Source organism: Pontiella agarivorans (genome assembly GCF_034531395.1).
GTDB classification, from domain to species: Bacteria; Verrucomicrobiota; Kiritimatiellia; order Kiritimatiellales; family Pontiellaceae; genus Pontiella; species Pontiella agarivorans.
Map to the genome: position 1 here is coordinate 1,011,656 of NZ_JARVCO010000012.1, position 17,611 is coordinate 1,029,266.

General features: G+C 51.4%; 18 protein-coding genes. 7 read left to right on the forward strand and 11 right to left on the reverse strand.

The features are described 5' to 3' along the window. The first annotated feature begins 4 nt into the window (after positions 1-4). The 3 genes from P9H32_RS17110 to P9H32_RS17120 all read left to right on the forward strand — a co-directional run bounded on the left by P9H32_RS17110 (position 5) and on the right by P9H32_RS17120 (position 1,424). Entirely contained in the window at positions 5-403 is a 399-nt protein-coding gene (locus tag P9H32_RS17110) for an NUDIX hydrolase (protein WP_322610140.1), read from the forward strand. A 49-nt stretch (positions 404-452) separates the two neighbouring features. Further along, positions 453-1,133, forward strand: a complete 681-nt coding sequence (locus P9H32_RS17115; RefSeq protein ID WP_322610141.1) for a hypothetical protein — start codon at positions 453-455, stop codon at positions 1,131-1,133. 69 nt (positions 1,134-1,202) lie between these two features. Continuing rightward, complete coding sequence (locus tag P9H32_RS17120) at positions 1,203-1,424, forward strand: hypothetical protein (RefSeq protein WP_322610142.1); 222 nt, start codon at positions 1,203-1,205, stop codon at positions 1,422-1,424. A gap of 134 nt (positions 1,425-1,558) precedes the next feature. Here the strand turns inward: P9H32_RS17120 and P9H32_RS17125 are convergent, their stop codons facing one another. Then, positions 1,559-3,790: a ribonuclease R family protein gene (locus P9H32_RS17125; RefSeq protein WP_322610143.1), complete on the reverse strand. Its 2,232-nt coding sequence runs from the start codon at positions 3,788-3,790 to the stop codon at positions 1,559-1,561. Positions 3,791-3,834: 44 nt separating this feature from the next. On the opposite strand from P9H32_RS17125, the gene glgA reads away from it, so the two are divergent. After that, on the forward strand, positions 3,835-5,274 hold the full coding sequence (gene glgA, locus P9H32_RS17130) for a glycogen synthase GlgA (RefSeq protein ID WP_322610144.1): 1,440 nt from the start codon (positions 3,835-3,837) through the stop codon (positions 5,272-5,274). 5 nt (positions 5,275-5,279) lie between these two features. Beyond that, positions 5,280-5,771, forward strand: a complete 492-nt coding sequence (locus P9H32_RS17135) for a YraN family protein (protein WP_322610145.1) — start codon at positions 5,280-5,282, stop codon at positions 5,769-5,771. A gap of 3 nt (positions 5,772-5,774) precedes the next feature. On the opposite strand, the gene P9H32_RS17140 is transcribed toward P9H32_RS17135, so the two are convergent. The 5 genes from P9H32_RS17140 to P9H32_RS17160 form a co-directional block, all read right to left on the reverse strand. Beyond that, positions 5,775-6,215 (reverse strand): superoxide dismutase [Ni], encoded by a 441-nt coding sequence (locus tag P9H32_RS17140; RefSeq protein WP_322610146.1) that lies wholly within the window; start codon positions 6,213-6,215, stop codon positions 5,775-5,777. 29 nt (positions 6,216-6,244) lie between these two features. Beyond that, positions 6,245-6,868, reverse strand: a complete 624-nt coding sequence (upp, locus tag P9H32_RS17145; protein ID WP_322610147.1) for a uracil phosphoribosyltransferase — start codon at positions 6,866-6,868, stop codon at positions 6,245-6,247. Positions 6,869-6,992: 124 nt separating this feature from the next. Beyond that, positions 6,993-8,618: a ribonuclease Y gene (rny, locus tag P9H32_RS17150; protein ID WP_322610148.1), complete on the reverse strand. Its 1,626-nt coding sequence runs from the start codon at positions 8,616-8,618 to the stop codon at positions 6,993-6,995. Positions 8,619-8,683: 65 nt separating this feature from the next. Next, positions 8,684-9,256, reverse strand: coding sequence for a 5-formyltetrahydrofolate cyclo-ligase (locus P9H32_RS17155; RefSeq protein WP_322610149.1), 573 nt, complete (start codon positions 9,254-9,256; stop codon positions 8,684-8,686). A 206-nt stretch (positions 9,257-9,462) separates the two neighbouring features. Continuing rightward, a complete protein-coding gene (locus tag P9H32_RS17160; RefSeq protein ID WP_322610150.1) occupies positions 9,463-10,818 on the reverse strand; it encodes a replication-associated recombination protein A in 1,356 nt (451 codons plus the stop codon). A 395-nt stretch (positions 10,819-11,213) separates the two neighbouring features. On the opposite strand from P9H32_RS17160, the gene P9H32_RS17165 reads away from it, so the two are divergent. Next, positions 11,214-11,711: a GtrA family protein gene (locus tag P9H32_RS17165; RefSeq protein ID WP_322610151.1), complete on the forward strand. Its 498-nt coding sequence runs from the start codon at positions 11,214-11,216 to the stop codon at positions 11,709-11,711. Here the strand turns inward: P9H32_RS17165 and P9H32_RS17170 are convergent. The 4 genes from P9H32_RS17170 to pyrH form a co-directional block, all read right to left on the reverse strand. Beyond that, positions 11,695-12,345 carry a phosphopantothenoylcysteine decarboxylase gene (locus P9H32_RS17170; RefSeq protein WP_322610152.1) on the reverse strand — a complete coding sequence of 217 codons (651 nt, stop codon included), beginning with the start codon at positions 12,343-12,345 and terminating at the stop codon, positions 11,695-11,697. The genes P9H32_RS17165 and P9H32_RS17170 overlap by 17 nt on opposite strands. Beyond that, positions 12,345-12,899, reverse strand: a complete 555-nt coding sequence (locus P9H32_RS17175; protein ID WP_322610153.1) for a flavoprotein — start codon at positions 12,897-12,899, stop codon at positions 12,345-12,347. The genes P9H32_RS17170 and P9H32_RS17175 overlap by 1 nt, the downstream gene beginning before the upstream one ends. 84 nt (positions 12,900-12,983) lie before the next feature. After that, the gene (gene frr, locus P9H32_RS17180; protein ID WP_322610154.1) at positions 12,984-13,541 is read right to left on the reverse strand and encodes a ribosome recycling factor; all 558 of its coding nucleotides are present in this window, start codon (positions 13,539-13,541) and stop codon (positions 12,984-12,986) included. A 13-nt stretch (positions 13,542-13,554) separates the two neighbouring features. After that, positions 13,555-14,268, reverse strand: coding sequence for a UMP kinase (gene pyrH / locus P9H32_RS17185; protein ID WP_322610155.1), 714 nt, complete (start codon positions 14,266-14,268; stop codon positions 13,555-13,557). Positions 14,269-14,361: 93 nt separating this feature from the next. Here pyrH and P9H32_RS17190 point away from each other — a divergent pair, with 93 nt between their 5' ends. Next, positions 14,362-15,558 (forward strand): glycoside hydrolase family 10-like protein, encoded by a 1,197-nt coding sequence (locus P9H32_RS17190; protein WP_322610156.1) that lies wholly within the window; start codon positions 14,362-14,364, stop codon positions 15,556-15,558. A 19-nt stretch (positions 15,559-15,577) separates the two neighbouring features. Here P9H32_RS17190 and P9H32_RS17195 read toward each other — a convergent pair whose 3' ends face one another. After that, positions 15,578-17,545: a tetratricopeptide repeat protein gene (locus tag P9H32_RS17195; RefSeq protein ID WP_322610157.1), complete on the reverse strand. Its 1,968-nt coding sequence runs from the start codon at positions 17,543-17,545 to the stop codon at positions 15,578-15,580. Positions 17,546-17,611 lie beyond the last annotated feature (66 nt).

The following is a 17,611-nucleotide window of genomic DNA, read 5'->3' on the forward strand; positions in this document are numbered from 1 at the left end:
AATAATGCAGAAACAGTATGGTGCTATTCCCTTTTTGTATGAGAAAGGTCAGCTCAAAGTGGTGATGATTACCAGTGCCCGCGGGTACTGGATTTTTCCGAAGGGCCGGTTCGAGGACAAGCTCGGTAAGTCTGGAACAGCTGCGCTGGAGGCGTTAGAGGAGGCGGGAATTGAAGGGCGCGTGGATAAAAAACACGTTTACCGGACCAAAGTGCTGATTAAGAGTGGAGAGCTGGTCCGGCTCTCTTTGTTTGCGCTGAAAGTGAACATCATACACGACGAATGGGATGAGAATGATCGCCGTAAACGCCGTATCGTTTCGATTCGGGAGGCCAAAACGCTGATAACCTCAGAGGGTTTGCGGGATTGTCTGGAACAGTTTGAGGCGGAATTTGGTGGGTGACTGGTCTTAATCCTGCTTCTAATGGTGGTTTTCTAAAGGTGAGGTGTTTATGAAAGTTCTGAGAATGATTTTAATGCTGGTTGTCGCCGCAGGTGCTGCCGTCGGAGAGGAAAATGTGATTGAGCTGACGGCATCGAAAGATGTGTTTTTTCGCAGTAATCACCGGACCAAGAACAACGGAGCCTCGAAGGCCCTGTTGTTGGCAGGGATGCCGGGAGTTACCACGCTGGTGGGGTTTGATCTGAGCGGCGTGACAAACGAAATTGAATCCGCGGAATTTTATTTCCAAATTCTAGAGGACTCCGATACGCCGCTTTCGCTGACAATTGCCACGATGGCGCTGGGTGAAAGCAATGGGCTCTGGGTTGAGGGGGGTGGAGATCTGGGGTTGCAGGGACGTAATGCAAAAGTCGGGGAATCGACTTTTCAGTGGCGGAGTTTCCGGGATGAAGACTGGGTGGATGCAAACGGACGTTCCGTTAAAAACCTGTTGGATTCCAGACTTTGGAATGAAGTTAAGCAGATTTCGGATGTAGAATGGGAGGCGGAGCGCCGGGTCGGCATTACGGTTGATCGCGCCCAGCTCGAAGAAGTCCGGAATATGGAAGTGCCGGTGATAACCTTCGGTCTTTGGGGAACCAAGGGGAATGGGGTTTATAAAATCGGTTCCAAAGAGTCGGATCAGCCAGCCCGGTTAATGTTGAAGGTTATTCCATCGGAAGCGTTCTGAATAAAAAGGATTAATCTTTATTGGCATTGTAATTGCTATATATCTCCTGTCATTAACGGGAGAAGCAAGATGATAAACAATGCTGAAGCTATGGGAGTGGTGGAAAGCGGTTCTGATGAACGCGAATTCCATGAAATGCTGGACCGTCAGATTCTCGAATACCGCAGGGTCGTCGGGTATCACCGTCTGGAAATGTCGATTGAAGAGGGCCGGGTGATTAACTGGCCCGAAGCGGAGCGTGAAGTTTCGGCTGCTATTCGCAGGAAATCGGGCCATCAGGCTGCAGCATAATTCCGGCACTGAAATTCCTGCACCAGAAAAACACCGAGCCGGCTTCCGCCGGTTAGGGTGAGCAGGAATCAGCGCCGATAATTCAGCGTCTTCTGGAGATAAACGCCCTCTCTGAGTGCCGGAAAGATTTGTTATCAACGCCGTCTTCGGCGCTTATTTTTCTGGCGAGGCTGTCCGGTCCGTAAATCCGGTTCAATTTTCGGTCGGCGTTCACGGCGTCGGGGTCCGGCCGTCTGATCGGCCAGTACAAAGTCGATGAATCCGCGGGCAGTATCGACTTTTGCCAGCATAACTTCAACTTCCTGCCCAATCGTAAAGACAACTTTCCCGTTTTTAGTTTGCGCCTGAGTCATCTCGTCGTTGGCTTCCAGCCAGTCGGAAGTGACGGAGGCAAAGGTGATCATGCCGCGTTGCAGTGAATCGGGGAGCTCGACAATCATGCCCTTGCCTTTAATCGCCACGATATAGCCTTTGAAGGTTTGGGCCTGTGATGAATTCATCAGTTCGTTGTAATACTCGATGCGTTTTTTTTCGGTACTTTTCTTCTCCAGCTCATCGGCCTTTTTTTCGGTTTCGGTGCAGTGCTGTGCAATTTCAGCAATCTGTTCTCCAGAGATGGGGTACTGTTTTCCCTGTTCCACGGCATTCAGGAGGCGGTGCACCAGCAAATCCGCATAGCGGCGAATCGGGGAAGTGAAGTGGGTGTAATCCTCGAACGCCAGGCCGAAATGGCCGATCTGCGTATTTGAATATTCGGCACGTTTGAAGTTGCGCAGAATCGCCAGATTGGCGGTATATTCCACAGGCGTTCCGATTGCCATTTTTACGGCTTCGTTGATTTCGGTGCGGGTCTGCGGCAGCATCGGTATGCCCAGTGCCTGCAATTCCATCCCCATGGCGGCCCATTGTTCTTCGTCAGGTTCTTCGTGCACGCGGTAGATTGCCGGAAGTTCGGCATTGATCAGTGTTTCGGCCACGGCCCGGTTGGCCAGGAGCATGCAGTCTTCGACTAAGCCATAGGCTTGTCTGGATTCTGAGCGGGGCATCATTTTTTCCACTTTACCCTGTGCGTTGAGTTTGATCTCAATTTCGGGGGTATTGATTTCAATGGAGCCGCTGGCGATACGGCGGGCGCGGACCTTCTGCACCAGCGGCCACAGATTTTCGAGGCGCTGGATAATCTGTTCAGGAATACCGTGGTCCGTTTTGCCGTCGATAAATTTCTGCACCTGCGTATAGGTCATCCGGCATTTGGAATGAATGACGGAGGGATAGGTTTTATAATCGAGCATCTCGGCATCGTCGCTCAGATGAATTTCAGCCGTATGGGAAAGATGATCATTTTCGGGGTTGAGGCTGCATATTTTGGTCGTCAGTTCTTTGGGCAGCATCATGACGGCGCGGTCGACCAGATAAATGGAGTTTCCGCGGTGATACGCTTCTGCATCAATTTTTGATCCTGGAGTGACATAGGTGGAAACATCAGCAATATGTACGCCGAGAATCCAGCCGCCGTCAGGGTGGGGCTCCAGCGAAATCGCATCGTCATAATCTTTCGCGGTTTCGGGATCGATGGTGAATGTGACGGCATGGCGCAGGTCGGTACGCCTTTCCATTTTTTCGGGGGTTATTTCGCCGGAAAGGCGGTTGGCTTCATCGATGACCTCCTGAGGGAAATCTTCGCGGATTCCGGCTTCGCGCAGCAGGCTGTCGATATCAACGCCGGGATCTCCCATATTTCCGAGATCTTCGATAATTTCACCGTTCAACGGATGATAGGGGTCGCTCCAGTTGTGAAGTTTTACCAGGACCTTATGATTTTCCGGAATATGCTGTGTGTCTTCAATCCGGACATCGTGCCGGAACCCCTGGGCATCGGGAATGACATAGGAATAGTAGGGCGTGTGTTTCAGCAGACCGACGGTGGTGGTGGAGTGGCGTTTGATCACAGATGTCACGCGGCCTTCGGCCCGGAGGTCGGTCTGGCCGCGCCGCTCGCGTTGCCGGGCGGCATATTCAGAGTGAAAGACTTCGATCGCCACTTTGTCATCCGGCAGTGCGACACCCTGATTCCGATCGGAAATATAAATCTCGGATTCATTTTCGTCGTCCGGAATAAAAATTGCGCCGCCTTTGGGCATCATCTTAATGGTGCCGATAATCTCATTTCTGGTGTCTGGAAGTCCCCAGCGGTTTTTCCGGAGTTTGATAATTTTCCCCTCATCGGCGAGGCGGTAGAGATCGTGCCGGAAGTCGGCGCGCTGCCCCTTTGAAACGGCCTGAAGTGCCCGTGCCAGTTCGTGCTGCTTCATAGGTCGGTAACCGGGGGCGGCCATAAATTGAAGGATTTGGGTATCGAAGCTCATGGAGGGTTCCTTTATTGTGTCACGGAATTTGCTTATAGGTTTGCATGAAAGTAATTTTTGTAAGTAGTGAAATTGTACCATTCGCATCGACGGGGGGTCTAGGAGATGTTTTGGCGGCTTTACCCCGGGCTCTGATGGAGCAGGGGGTGGAAGTGATACGTTTTCTTCCGCTGTACCAGTCCATTGATCGCGAAAAATTTGGCATTGGACCTTGCGATTTTGATATTCATATTCCGCTGGGCAGCAGTTGGTTTCAGGGTACGGTCTGGAAAAATGAGTGGCAGGGGGTGACGACATTTTTCATCCAAAGCAATGCCTTTTTTGAACGTCCAGGTATTTACGGTGCCCCGAATCACGGTTACGGCGATAATTTTGAGCGTTTTCTTTTTTTTCAGAAAGCAGTGGTGAGGCTGATCGATGAATGGGAACTGAAGCCGGATATCGTGCACTGCAACGATTGGCAGGCCGGGCTGGTTCCGATGCTGCTGTATCACGGAATCGATGGGAATTTCCGTAATGGACGGGAAAAAACGCTGATGACGATTCATAATCTGGCGCATCAGGGCTGGGCACCGGCAGAAAAGTTTTATATGACGCAGTTGCCGGACAGCTGCTATACGATGGAGACGCTGGAGTTTTACGGCGAAATTAATTCGCTCAAGGGTGGGCTTGTTGGTGCCAGTGCGATTAACGCCGTCAGCCCGACCTATGCCAAGGAAGTGAAAACCGCGGAATTCGGCTGTAAACTTAACGGGGTGCTCTATCACCGGCAGGATGTGTTGCACGGTATTCTGAACGGCATCGATTATGAGCGCTGGAATCCGGAAACCGATACACATATTCCGGCGAACTATTCAGCAAAGGATCTGTCCGGAAAGGCGGAGTGTAAAGCCGCTCTTCAGAAAGTTTGCGGCTTCCGTGTAAACCCCGATGTTCCGCTGCTCGGAATGATTTCCCGTATGGTTCCGCAGAAGGGAATTGATCTGCTTTTTGATTCCATCAAACCGATTGTGGAAAGCGGCGCACAGCTGGTGATTCTCGGGACCGGTGATGAGCATTATGAAAGCGCCTGCCGGAACTGGGCCGATCGCTGGCCCGAAAATGTGTGTGCGTGGATTGAATTTTCAAATACTAAAGCGCACCGGATAGAAGCCGGTGCTGACCTGTTCCTGATGCCTTCCGAATTTGAACCATGTGGACAGAACCAGCTCTATTCCATGCGGTACGGAACCATTCCGGTGGTCCGGTCGGTCGGAGGATTGGAAGATTCCGTGACCGATTATTCCGATAAAGGTGGAACTGGTTTCAAGTTCAGTGAATTTTCAGCGGAGGCCTTTTTCCAGTGTTTGGAACGCGCGCTGAAGATTTATAAGAATCCCAACCGCTGGAAAACGCTGATGAAGCGCGCCATGCGGCAGGATTTTTCTGTTACGCATATGGCCAACGATTACATTGCACTCTACAGAAAGATCATTGGAAACTGATTGGAATGGCCGGTAAAAGGCACAAAAAGTATGGGTATGCAGACCGATTCCGTTTTTGTGTTTCTTCTGTCTTTTCAGGGCTTAAAATCCTCCCTTGGAGAAAGAAAGAGGCACCGCACCTGAAGTCCGGTCGCTGGGGGGAGAAGGTTGCGGTCAAATTCCTGCGTTCCAAACATTGGAAAATTATCGGAGAACGGGTTCGTTCGGGAAAACACGATGAGCTCGATATTGTGGCCGACGACGGGAACGCTCTGGTTTTTGTCGAAGTCAAAACGCGTAAAAATGAAGATTTCGGCCGTCCGTTTTCTGCAGTTAACAACGCGAAGCGAAAACGTCTGTCCCGTGCTGCGGTGAACTACCTGAAAAAGAAAAACGCCAAACCCGATTATATCCGGTTTGACGTTATTGAGGTGATCGGCGAGCCCGGAGGTGATCCTGAAATTCGGCATATTGAAAATGCCTTTTCGCTGGACCCGGCCTATTCCCTTTGGTGGTAGAGTTTAGTGCTGGTGTTTTTCACCGAAGTAGGTGTGTTCCAGCTTGTGAATGGCTTCACTCAGTTTTTTCGCGTTCGCCACATCGGTGGTCTGTTTGCATTTCATGGAATAGACAATGATCTGATGCAGGGTTTTCAGATTGTCTTCGTAATGGTCCATGCCTTCTTTGATGCGCTGGGCGAGGAAGTAGTCTGAAACAAGTTCGATGATTTCTTCAGCATGCTTTTCTTTGTTCATGATCCAGCGGGTGGTCTGATTTGCGTTCTGACCGGCTTCAATCTGCTGCATGGCTTTGGTGATGGTGGTGACGTGTTCGTACATCATTTTTACGCGCATTTCGTCATCATATATGCCGCAGGGCACTTGGCAGTGGGCCTGAACCGATGCGGTGGCTATGGCGCCGAACAAGACCATAATAGTCATATATTTGGCTGTTTTTTTCATGGGGTTTACTCCTTCGTTTGGGGTTATCGTTAGAGGGTATTGAAGATGCGGTCGCCGGCATCGCCCAGACCGGGCAGAATATAGGCATTTTCGTTCAGACCTTCATCAATGGCACAGGAGAAGATGGAGACATCCGGATGTGCCTTCTGAACCTTTTCGATACCTTCCGGAGAGGCTATGGTGCAGAGCATGGACACATTTTCCGCGCCCCAGTCCTTTACCATATTCACCGCTTCAACGGCTGAGCCTCCTGTGGCCAGCATCGGGTCGAGTACAAAGGCGATTTCCGGAGGATGCTCCGAAAACTTCTGGTAATATTCAACGGGTTTGAGGGTGGATTCATCGCGGTAAAAACCCAGATGCCAGACTTCGGCCTGGGGGATCAGTTCCTGAACCGCTTCGCACATTCCGAGGCCGGCGCGCAGAATCGGGACGAGACCGATGCGAGTTGTGATATGTTTGCACATCGTGTTGCAGAGCGGGGTTTCAATATTCACCTCTTCAACGGGGAGTGTGGCGGTAGCCTCGTAGGCCAGCAGCAACGTAAGCCGACGGATCTGATCCCTGAAAATGTAAGTTGGGGTGTTTTTATCCCGCAACATAGCCATATGGTGTTTCACCAGCGGGTGCTTCAATTCAACAACTCTGCTCATTTTTCTATCCAATCTGGTTGGGCCGGAAATCGGATTCTCGAACGTCTAAAATCGCCGGAATGGTAACATACCGAATTTTATCACGGCGATGTCAGACTTTGAGATTCAGATTTTTGACCGTTTCTTATTTCGCGTATTCAACGCAACGTGTTTCGCGGATCACCGTCACACGAACTGTGCCGGGAATCTTAACTTCCTTACCGATCTGTTTGGCAATATTTTTCGCAAGCAATGAGGCCCCATGGTCGTTGAATTTTTCGGGTTCAACCATAATACGGATTTCCCGCCCGGCCTGAACCGCATAACTGCTTTTCACACCGGCATACTGATTGCAAATCTGCTCAATTTTTTCCAGCCGTTCAATATAGATGTCGGTGGTTTCCATGCGGGCGCCGGGGCGGGCGGCGGTGAGTGCGTCGGCGGCATCGCAAAGCACGCCGTAAATACTGTGCACATCAAGACCTTCGTGTTGTGACCCGACGGCTTCCCAGACCAGTTGCTCCTCGCCGTATTTTCGGAGAATTTTTGCTCCGATCTCGGCGTGACCGCCCTCCATTTCGTGATCCAGTGCTTTGCCGATATCGTGAAAGATGCCGCAGCGTTTTGCAGTTTTCGGATCGAGCCCGAGGTCGGCAGCCATCATTGCAATCAAGTGGGCCGCCTCGACGGAATGGTCGAGAACATTCTGATTATAGCTGGTCCGGAATTTCAATTTACCGAGAATATGAACCAGCTCCGGAGCAACCCCGGTAATGCCCAGTCCGAACAAGGCCTCTTCCCCGGCGCGGCGGATCGTGTCGTCGATTTCCTCTTTGACTTTGGTCACGGTTTCTTCAATTCGCGCCGGGTGAATTCGGCCGTCCTCGATCAGTCGTTCCAGAGCTACGCGTGCAATTTCACGTCGAATCGGGTCGTAACACGAGAGCACAACCACTTCCGGGGTTTCATCGATGAGGACATTCACCCCGGTTTCGGCTTCGAACGATTTTATATTCCGGCCCTCTTTACCGATGATCCGTCCTTTCACATCGTCACTTTCCAGATTAACCTGACTGGTGGTGACATCATTGACCGTCTCGGCGGAATAGCGCTGAATGGCAGTCACCACGATCTCGCGGGCCCGTTTACGGGCTTCTTCTTTGGCCTCTTTCTGCGAGCGCCGAATCAGACTGTCAGTTTCAGCCTTCAGCTCTTCCTTCATGCGGTCCATGATGATTTTCCGGGCCTCTTCTCGGGACAGGCTGGCAGCATCTTCAATCCGCAGGGTTTCTTCGTGTATCAAACGGTTGAGTTCGGTTTCTTTCGCTCTCAGCACATCCTTCTGTTCGCTGATTTCTGTCATCCGCCCGGTAAGCTGAAGCTCTTTATTATTGAGCATTTCCAGTTTGCTGGTCAGGTTTTTCTCGCGATTGACGACTCTTTTTTCCAGATCAAGGATGTCGGTTCGCTGTTTGGAAAGCTCCCGCTCGGAATTTTCGCGTGCGCGAAGGATGGCATCTTTTGCCTGCACCTTTGCTTCGCGGCGCACCACTTCGGCTTCTTTCTGGGCTTCATCCAGAATCGCCTTGGCCTGTTTGCTCGCGGCAATGGCATTGGTTTTCGTGATATAGGCATGAAAAAAGAATCCGAGCACCAGGAATCCGACGCCCAGGATAAATTCAAAACCTGTGTAACTTGCAAATTCCACGGTAACCTCCGTTTCATGATAGATCGCACTCCATGGAAAGCCCGATGCAATCAACGGCACCATACGGGCAGCACGATCCCCTTGTGTTTATAGGTTCACAAAGAGTAACCCGAGAGGAAGGATTTTGTCTAACGTTCCTTTGGAACTTTCCTGCATTTTGTTTCTGATACGATGTGGTCTACGGGCCGGTCGTGCAGGTCCACCGGAACGGTTTCCACATATTGGAAATCAAAACATATGCCGGTTGTAATTCCCGGAAAACCGGACAGCATCCGGTCATAATACCCGCCGCCGCGGCCCAGTCGGTTTCCGGAGGGGTCGAACGCAACGCCGGGGACGGCGATCAGGTCAATGTCCGAAAGCGGCAGTAAACACGGAGAAACAGGTTCCTGAATGCCGTAATTTCCGATTTCGAATGCCGTGGATGCCGTAATTTCCGCCATTTCATAAATCCGGGTTTCCGGGTTGAAAACCGGGATGGCTGTCCGTTTTCCGAGCGACCAGCAGATCTCAAATAAAAGTTCCAGATTCACTTCGCCGCCGATGGCCTTATACAGCGCGACTGTTTCCGACGATTGGAACTCTTCCAATGATTGGAGATTTTCGACTATCCGAGTGCTGGTTTTTTCCAGCCATTGGGGATCCAGCACGGTACGTTTGGTTGCGATGGTTTTTCGGATTTTTTGTTTGGTCAGGGTCATATTCAAAATAAACCTTTTCGGAGCATTAAGAGCGAGCCGTTTTTGCAAGGAGCGGATCCGCGGGTTCTGGGTTTGGCGACGGATATTTTCAGGCGATTCGAGGTCGATGAACTTGGCTGGAAATTTTTCCGGAGCGGGCCAGGATTCTGCCGTTCCGGTGGAGCGGCGTTGGAGCCGGAATGAGGTTGGGGACCTCGGCTACAGCGTTATGTAGGGCGGGGGCCGTGATCCCGTCTTTCGGTGGAAGGGGTTTTCTTCCGCTGACTGTTCCAATATTCAATGCGTTTGCGAATGATGTCTTCATAGCCCTGATTGGTAGGGGCATAATAAATTTTGTCGGTGGGAACATATTCCTGATCCACAAAATGGCCTTCGCCAGCATGGGCATATTGGTATTTCCGGTCGCCCTTATCGGGCTTCGGTCCGCTCTGCAGGTGTTTGGGAACGGGGAGAGTTCGGCCGTTTTCCACATCGTCGAGTGCAGCGTTTACTGCAACATAGGCGGCATTGCTTTTTGGCGCGCAGGCGAGGTAGGTGGTGCATTGGGCGAGGGTGATGCGAGCTTCGGGCATACCGATAAATTCCACGGCCTGCATGCAGGAAACGGCGAGGGTGATGCCGCGCGGGTCGGCATTGCCGATATCCTCGGAGGCCAGAATCATCAAACGCCGGGCGATGAAACGCGGGTCTTCGCCGGCATAGAGCATTTTGGCCAGCCAGTAGACCGCCGCGTTGGGATCGGATCCGCGTACGCTTTTGATAAAGGCGGAAATTGTGTCGTAGTGTTCATCCTCGTCGTGGTCGTAGTTGACCGCTTTTTTCTGAACGGATTCTTCAATTTCATATTTGGTCAGGTGCACGATTCCGTCATCACCCGGCGGGGTGGTGAGCGCGGCGATTTCGAGGGCATTCAAAGAGCGTCGTGCATCGCCCTCGCAGACGGAGGCCAGATGTTGCAACGCCTCATTGTCGGCTGTTACAAGATTGTTTAATCCCTGCGGAGCTTTAAGCGCGCGGGTTAAAACTTTAATAATGGATTCTTCGGAAAGCGGCTGGAGCTGGAAAATCTGTGAGCGGGAGTTGAGCGGAGTGTTGATGAAGAAAAATGGATTGTGCGTGGTGGCACCGATTATAATGATGTCGCCGTTTTCCACATAGGGCAGGAGAACATCCTGCTGCGATTTGTTGAAGCGGTGAATTTCATCGATGAACAGAATGGTGTCCTGCCCCTTCATTTTTTTCCAATGACTGGACGCCTCCAGAATTTTCCGGAGAATGGACACATTGGCCAGTACGCCGCTGGTTCGCTCAAACCGTCGATCGGTGGTTTTGGCAATAACTTCCGCGAGCGTCGTTTTTCCACATCCGGGGGGGCCATAGAGAATGATCGAACTGATTCGATCGGCTTCGATGGCGCGGCGCAGCAACTTGTCATCGGCCAGAATATGTTCCTGTCCGACCATATCCTCGAGGTTCTTCGGGCGCATGCGTGCGGCCAGCGGTGCAGTGCCTGCTCCGGCTTTCGGCTTCGGTTTTTCGGATGGATGGCTGAAAAGATCCATAAGGGGAAGATAACGGATGCGGGATTAAGGTTGCAAGAGGAGGAGTATCCCGAATCAGAAGAAAATATGAAGCAAGGAAAAGGAACCCCGCGTTGGCCGTCTACTAGGCGAACCTCTATCACCGTGGTAATAGATGTGGGCGCGAATCAATCCGGATTCCAGAACCACCACTTATTCAGCGGCATGTAGGCACCGGGCCGAAAGTTAAGCTCCCTTTAGTGTATCATTGGGTAAGAGGAGTTACCTATTACTCGTACCACGTAGGGCGTTCATTCCTTTCCTTAACTTCTGGAATTACCCTAGCATTCAGGGATTGCCGGCTCCATGAAAAAATCGGATTTACCTCCATTAATTCCTAGATGAAAATTGCTAATTCAAACGTGTTCAGATACTTTATGATTATGGAATTCATTAAAAAAATCCTGCTGGAAAAGGAGCATCCGGGCGTTCAGTTTCTCAAATATGCATTTTGCGGCGGTTTGGCATTCGCAACGGATATTACGATTTTCTATCTGACGGCTCTGTTTGTTTTTCCGGCTTTGACTCCGGATGATTTTTTTGCGCAGCTGCTCGGGCTCGAGATTGAACCGATTTCAGAGTCACTGCGGCTGAAGCATTTCTGGCTGTGCAAGGCTTCCGGATTTATGGGGGGGAATATTGTGGCTTACGTCACGAACGTGCTTTTTGTATTCAAGGGCGGAAAGCACAAGGTGCTGCACGAGATCGCTCTGTTTCTGGGGGTTTCGTTTGCTGCGTTTTTACTCAGTACCTGGTCCGGCGATGCTCTGATCCGGTTTTTCGGAGTTCAGACTACGGTATCCAACCTGACCGCGATCGTTTTTGCCACGCTGTTCAATTATACCGGCCGGAAGTTTTTTATTTTTCACGGCTGATTTTTTCCAATGCCTGGAAAATGTGTTCGGCACATTTGGTTTTACTGATTGTTCCCCAGGGTTCGAAGGCGTCGTTTTTTGCGGATAGAAAACTGAAAGAGCCGGACTCCGCACCGAGTGTGGCCGGGGTGTTTAAAACGATACCGTCGAGATTTTTGGATTTCAGTTTCCGTCGGGCGTTTTTTTCTCCCTCAGCGGTCTGAAGTGCAAACCCGAGGGCGATCTGGTTTTCAGTTTTTGAAGCGCAGAGGGTTTTTGCAATATCCGGTGTGGCCTTCAGGCGAAGAATGAGCTCTTCCTCCGATTTGGCCATTTTTTCGGTTTGTTTTTCTTGCGGGGTATAGTCGGCCACCGCAGCGGCAAAAATAATTACATCTGCAGCGTGGAAATGGCTCTGTGCGGCAACGAGCATTTCTTCGGCTTCCGTCACCCGAACAACCTGTCCCGCACTTCCAAGGTCTGGAAGATGGGTCGGAGCAACCGGACCGGAAATGAAAATAATTTGATCGTTGTGACGCAGGGCCTCTTCCGCGATGGCCTTGCCCATGAGTCCGCTGCTGGCATTGCCGATAAAACGAACGGGGTCGATATATTCGTGGGTAGGTCCGGAGAGAACAAGCAGGGTCCGGTTCATCAGAAGACCGAATTAAGCACAATCTGCGTAATAACGGTCTGGGCGGACAGGCGGCCGTATCCGGAGGTTCCGCAGGCCATACGGCCTTTTTCAGGCCCGACCTGATGCCAGCCGTAGTGCAGCAGTTTTTTCACGTTATCCTGCACCACGGGATTTCCCCACATCTGAAAATTCATGGCCGGACAGAAAATACGTTTGCAGTCGGATTTCAGTGAGAGGGCGCTACACGAAACAAGATCATCGCCCAGACCGTGTGCGATCTTTGAAATAGTATTGGCTGTCGCCGGGATAACAAGAAAAGCGTCTGCTTCTGTTGCTGGATAGAGGTGTGGATAGATGATGTCCATACCGCCGGAGTTGCTTTCCGGGAACATGGATGTCAGTACCTTTTCCTGGGTCAGGGCGGCAAAGGTTGCCGGCCCCACGAATTTGGTGGCGGATTCGGTCATGACCACCCGGACGTCGCAGCCGGCTTTCACCAGCTGACTTACGACGTCGGCTGCCTTGTATGCAGCGACACCTCCGGAAACTCCAACGAGAACTTTCGGTTTCATAGAATCGCTTTACTCCAATTATCGGTTATTCATCAATGGTTATCCGGTGTGGATAACCATTAAATTTTCAGGAAATAACCACTTTTAAACTTCCATAATATCTTTTTCTTTTGCCGCGAGCATCTCATCCATCTTTTTGATGTGCTCGTTGGTGGATTTCTGGATCTGTTCCAGAGCGGCGTCGCGGTCATCTTCAGTGATGTCGCCGTTTTTCTGCAGGTTCTTAATCTGATCATTTGCATCGCGACGGATGTTGCGGACGGATACGCGCTGTTCTTCCGTGGTGCGGCCGGCCATTTTGGCCATATCCTTACGGCGCTCTTCGGAGAGTTCCGGAATCGGCACGCGGATCAGGCGTCCGTCGTTCATCGGGGTAATACCGATGTTTGCAGCAACAATGGCTTTTTCGATGAGGCCGAGCGATGAGGGATCGAACGGATTGATCACAATAAGACGCGGCTCCGGAGTGGAGATGTTGGCCAGATCGCGCAGTCGGGTTGGGGTTCCATAGTAGTCCACGGTGATCGTGTCGACCAGGGCCGGATTAGCTTTTCCGGTGCGCAGGCCGCTGAGTTCCTGTTGCAGAAACTGCAGCGTTTTATCCATCTTGTCTTCGGCTTCCAAAAGTATTTCGTCGGTCATTGTTTTTCCTCAATTATGCGTGTGTTACCCGTGTTCCGGACTCTACGCCGGTCAGGACATCTACCATCCCGTTTTCCTTGAAAAAGTCAAACACGACGATGGGAATGTCATTTTCCATGCAGAGCGAGAAGGCGGCGGCATCCATGACTTTCAGTTGTTTGTTGAGAGCATCCTGATAGGTGATGGTTTCAAATTTCGTGGCATTCGGATCCTTGACCGGATCAGCGGTATAGATGCCGTCGACTTTGGTGGCTTTCATCAGGACATCCGCGTTGATCTCTGAGGCGCGCAGTGCGGCTGCGGAATCGGTGGTGAAGTAGGGATTACCCGTACCGGCACCGAAAATGACGACGCGGCCTTTTTCCAGATGGCGCACCGCTTTGCGGCGGATAAACGGTTCGGCGATGGCTCGCATCGTGATGGCTGTCATGACGCGGGTGTCAATGCCTTCATTTTCGAGGGCATTTTGAATGGCGAGAGAGTTGATGACTGTCGCCAGCATGCCCATGTAGTCGCCGGTGGTTCGGTTCGTGCCGGACTGAGAACCGGCCAGGCCGCGGAAGATGTTACCTCCTCCGACCACGACGGCAATTTCGGCGCCCATTTCGAGCATGGTTTTAAACTGGGCGGCCAGCATGGCCATGATTTCCGGGTCGTGGTTGAGGGCTTTTTCTCTGTTCTGGAGCGCTTCACCACTGATTTTGAGGAGGATGCGTTTATACTTCATAAATTCCTTTCATGTAACAACGCCTTAAGGTTAGAACATTGTACACCGTAGTGTAAATTTCCAATGTCTGGAAACTGCACCCGGGAATTGAAAATGAAACAATTTCGCGTTTTACTGGCTATTCTGATTGCAGTCACCGCTTTGGTGGCAGTTCTGTTTGTGTGGGTGCAGCCCACTGCTCCGAAACTGCCTCAGGTCCGCGCACTGTGGGTGACCCGGTTCGATTATTCCAATCCCGAGGATGTCCGAAACATTATCCGGAATGTCGGGGAGGCCGGGTTTACGGATGTTTTTTTTCAGGTGCGCGGGAATGGTACGGCATTTTATAACAGTTCACTTGAGCCATGGGCATACGAACTTTCCGGCCATCGGATTGCGGACCTTGGAAAAGATCCGGGGTGGGACCCGCTGCAGCTGGCGGTTGATTCGGCCCGGCCGCTCGGGCTTCGGGTTCATGCCTATATGAATGTGCTGCCGGGCTGGAAGGGCCGTGCCGAGCCGCCGGAATCGGCGGGGCAGCTCTGGACAGCGCATCCCGACTGGTTCATGGTTGATTCGTTCGGAGATAAGATGCTGCCGACATCCGGTTGGTATGCTTTTGTTAATCCGGTGGTGCCTGAGGTTCGTCAGCATCTTAAAGGGATTGTAAAAGAGCTCTGCGCGTACGATGTTGCGGGCATTCACCTCGACTATATCCGCTATCCGCACGATTATCATCTGGTGGCAAAACAGAACTATCCTGATGCAACCGATCAGGAGTTGAGACGTCGTGCTGATTTTTCCTATGATTCGGTTTCTCAGTCCGCGTTGTATGAAAAATACGGGTGGGATGTGACGAAAAAACAGATTGAAGATTTCCGACGGGATTCTGTGACCAAAGTTGTTCGGGATCTTGCTTATGAGATGCAGGTGGAACGTCCGGGATCATGTATTCTTTCTGCCAGTGTGATGGGGAATCCGGTCGAGGGACGGTCGCATGCCTATCAGGATTCAGGGCATTGGGTTCGTGCAGGGCTTATTGATTGGGCTGTTCAAATGAACTATGCCACCCGTTCTTTTGACCGCTACATAAGCAGCATGAAGAAGGCTGCAGGGCGGAAGGGGTTTCGTAATTCGGTGGTTGTCGGGGTCTATCTTAAGCATGATGAAGAACGCATTCTTCGGCAGATTGAAGCGGTGAAAAAATCGAAAAGCAGGGGGCTGGCGCTGTTTTCCTACACCTTTCTTTTCGGGGAAAATCATCAGATAACAGAAAAAGGCCGGAGTGTTCTTAAGGCAATCCGGCCATGAGCGTATTCTGAATTCAGGCTTATTCGGGAATGGTGATATCCTGAAGAGATTCGGTTGGCTTCAGTTTTACAGATTCCTTCTTCGGTTCGCCCTCGGTTTTATTCGCTTCGCGATTCTTTGCGGCCAGTTTGCGGGCTTTTTCCACTGCAGCCTCTGCTTCGTCGGAGAGTCCCGCATGTCTGCAGGCGGATGCATAAGTAGCCCAGGCGAGCAGACTTTCGGGCATCTGATGCGTGGCCTTTCGCAGTGAAGCTACCGAATCGCTGAATTGTTTTAGCATCAGCTGGCTGCTTCCGAGACCGATCCATGCAGCCGGAGCTGCCGCATTTCCACGGAGGATGAGCGAGAATATGGATTTTGCTTCGACGGGCCGATTGAAGGCGAGATAGATCTTGCCGGCCCCGATCAGCTCGGCAGGATTTCCGCCTTTGCTGTTGCGCGCGGCATAGGCTTTACGCGCGGCCTCCAGTTTGGCCAGGCCGCTTTGCTGTAAAGCGGTGTTGTTGAGCAGGCTTTGGAATTCGGTTTTGTTCTGGAGTACTACAGCGGTGGTTCCATCGAAGTAGGCGAGCTTCCAGATCGGATTGCTCAGGAGTGTGGCCACTCCTTGGGCCGAGGCCGGGGTGAGCGTGTTGATAATATAGGCTTCAGGGCGGTATTTATCCTGAATAGTGTTATAGGCTTCGCGGTCGCCGAGCAGAGTCTTGTTCAGGGTTTTCAGGAGTTCTTTGTCATACGTTCCGGAGCGGTAATCAATAAAACATTTTCGCCCATATTTGAAGGCAAGGTATCCGCCGTCAGCCGCCAGATTGATGGCGGTTTCGGGAAAGGCCGGATCGTTAAACAGTGGTTCGAGATCGTTCGGGAACAGGTTTTCCTGCACTCCGAGACCGAAGGTGGATGCACTGCCGGTTTTGACATAGGCCTTGTTCTGAATAATCGGAACAATGGAGAGCAGGATCAATACAGCGAGAATCGCTCCCGTCAGCGGAGCCATTACTTTTGCATTATCACCGAGAATGGATTTGAAAGAGTGGTTGAGGTATTCACTGATTGAGGTGAGGCTCAGCACAATGAATGGGAAAGCCATGGCCGCGAACAGCATTGCGGTCGCCGGTGAGGTCCAAACCAAAAACGCACTGTAGATCGCCAGTGTGGTCAGTACAAGAGGTAGCCGTTTTTTGAGGGTAATCAGGCCGGCGGCTCCGAGGATCATGGTGAAAAAGATCAGCGGTTTAACTTCCGGAATCTGATAGTATTCAATGAAAAGCGAGGACCAGTATGCAGGCGCTGGAGATTTGATGTTGGTAATCATCTGAGCGTGCATATTCAGAAAATAGGGGTTCGCAACCGTGCATATCAGCAGTACCGCAGTCAGAATACCGAACAGACCGGACTGATTTTCCTGCTTCTTTTTCCGCGCACCGGGTGCCTTTGCGGCTTGAGCGGCCTGTGCCGCGGTAAGCGCGACAATGATTGGGCCGTAAATGAAGGAACTGTGCATATTGGTCCAGAGAATCTGGAGAGGAATCAGGCTGCCGAAGAGTACCGCCGGAGAGCGGCGGGTATTCAAAATAAACAGAAAGAGAGCAATAAAGAGCATCATCACTGTGCGGGGGCCGACATCCACCGTCTGGAAGATCAGGTGTCCGCAAATGAGAAGGGCAAACCCCTGAGCCATTCCGCCGCCCCACTTTTTTGATACTTGAATGAGCAGGTAGAAGGCGGCAACAAGACCTATTACGTTAAGGATGATGACCAGTGATGCGCCGCCGAGGTTCCATACGATGTAGAGCAGCTTATCGTAGAGCCAGCTGGTATTGACAAAGGCGTCTCCTTCAATAAAGGAGATCGGGCCGTTATTCTGGCCCAGCGCTAGATGCGTCCAGAGTTCCGGAGTGCTTATGGTGCGCAGGCCGATGACGGCAATGAACACCAGTCCCAAAACCATATAAAGGACGGATACACCGAACGACTTCTTACTCATGACTATACTCCCGTGTTAACGTAAAACAGGCTAATGCGAACCGGATTATGAATGCAAGTTGCTAAT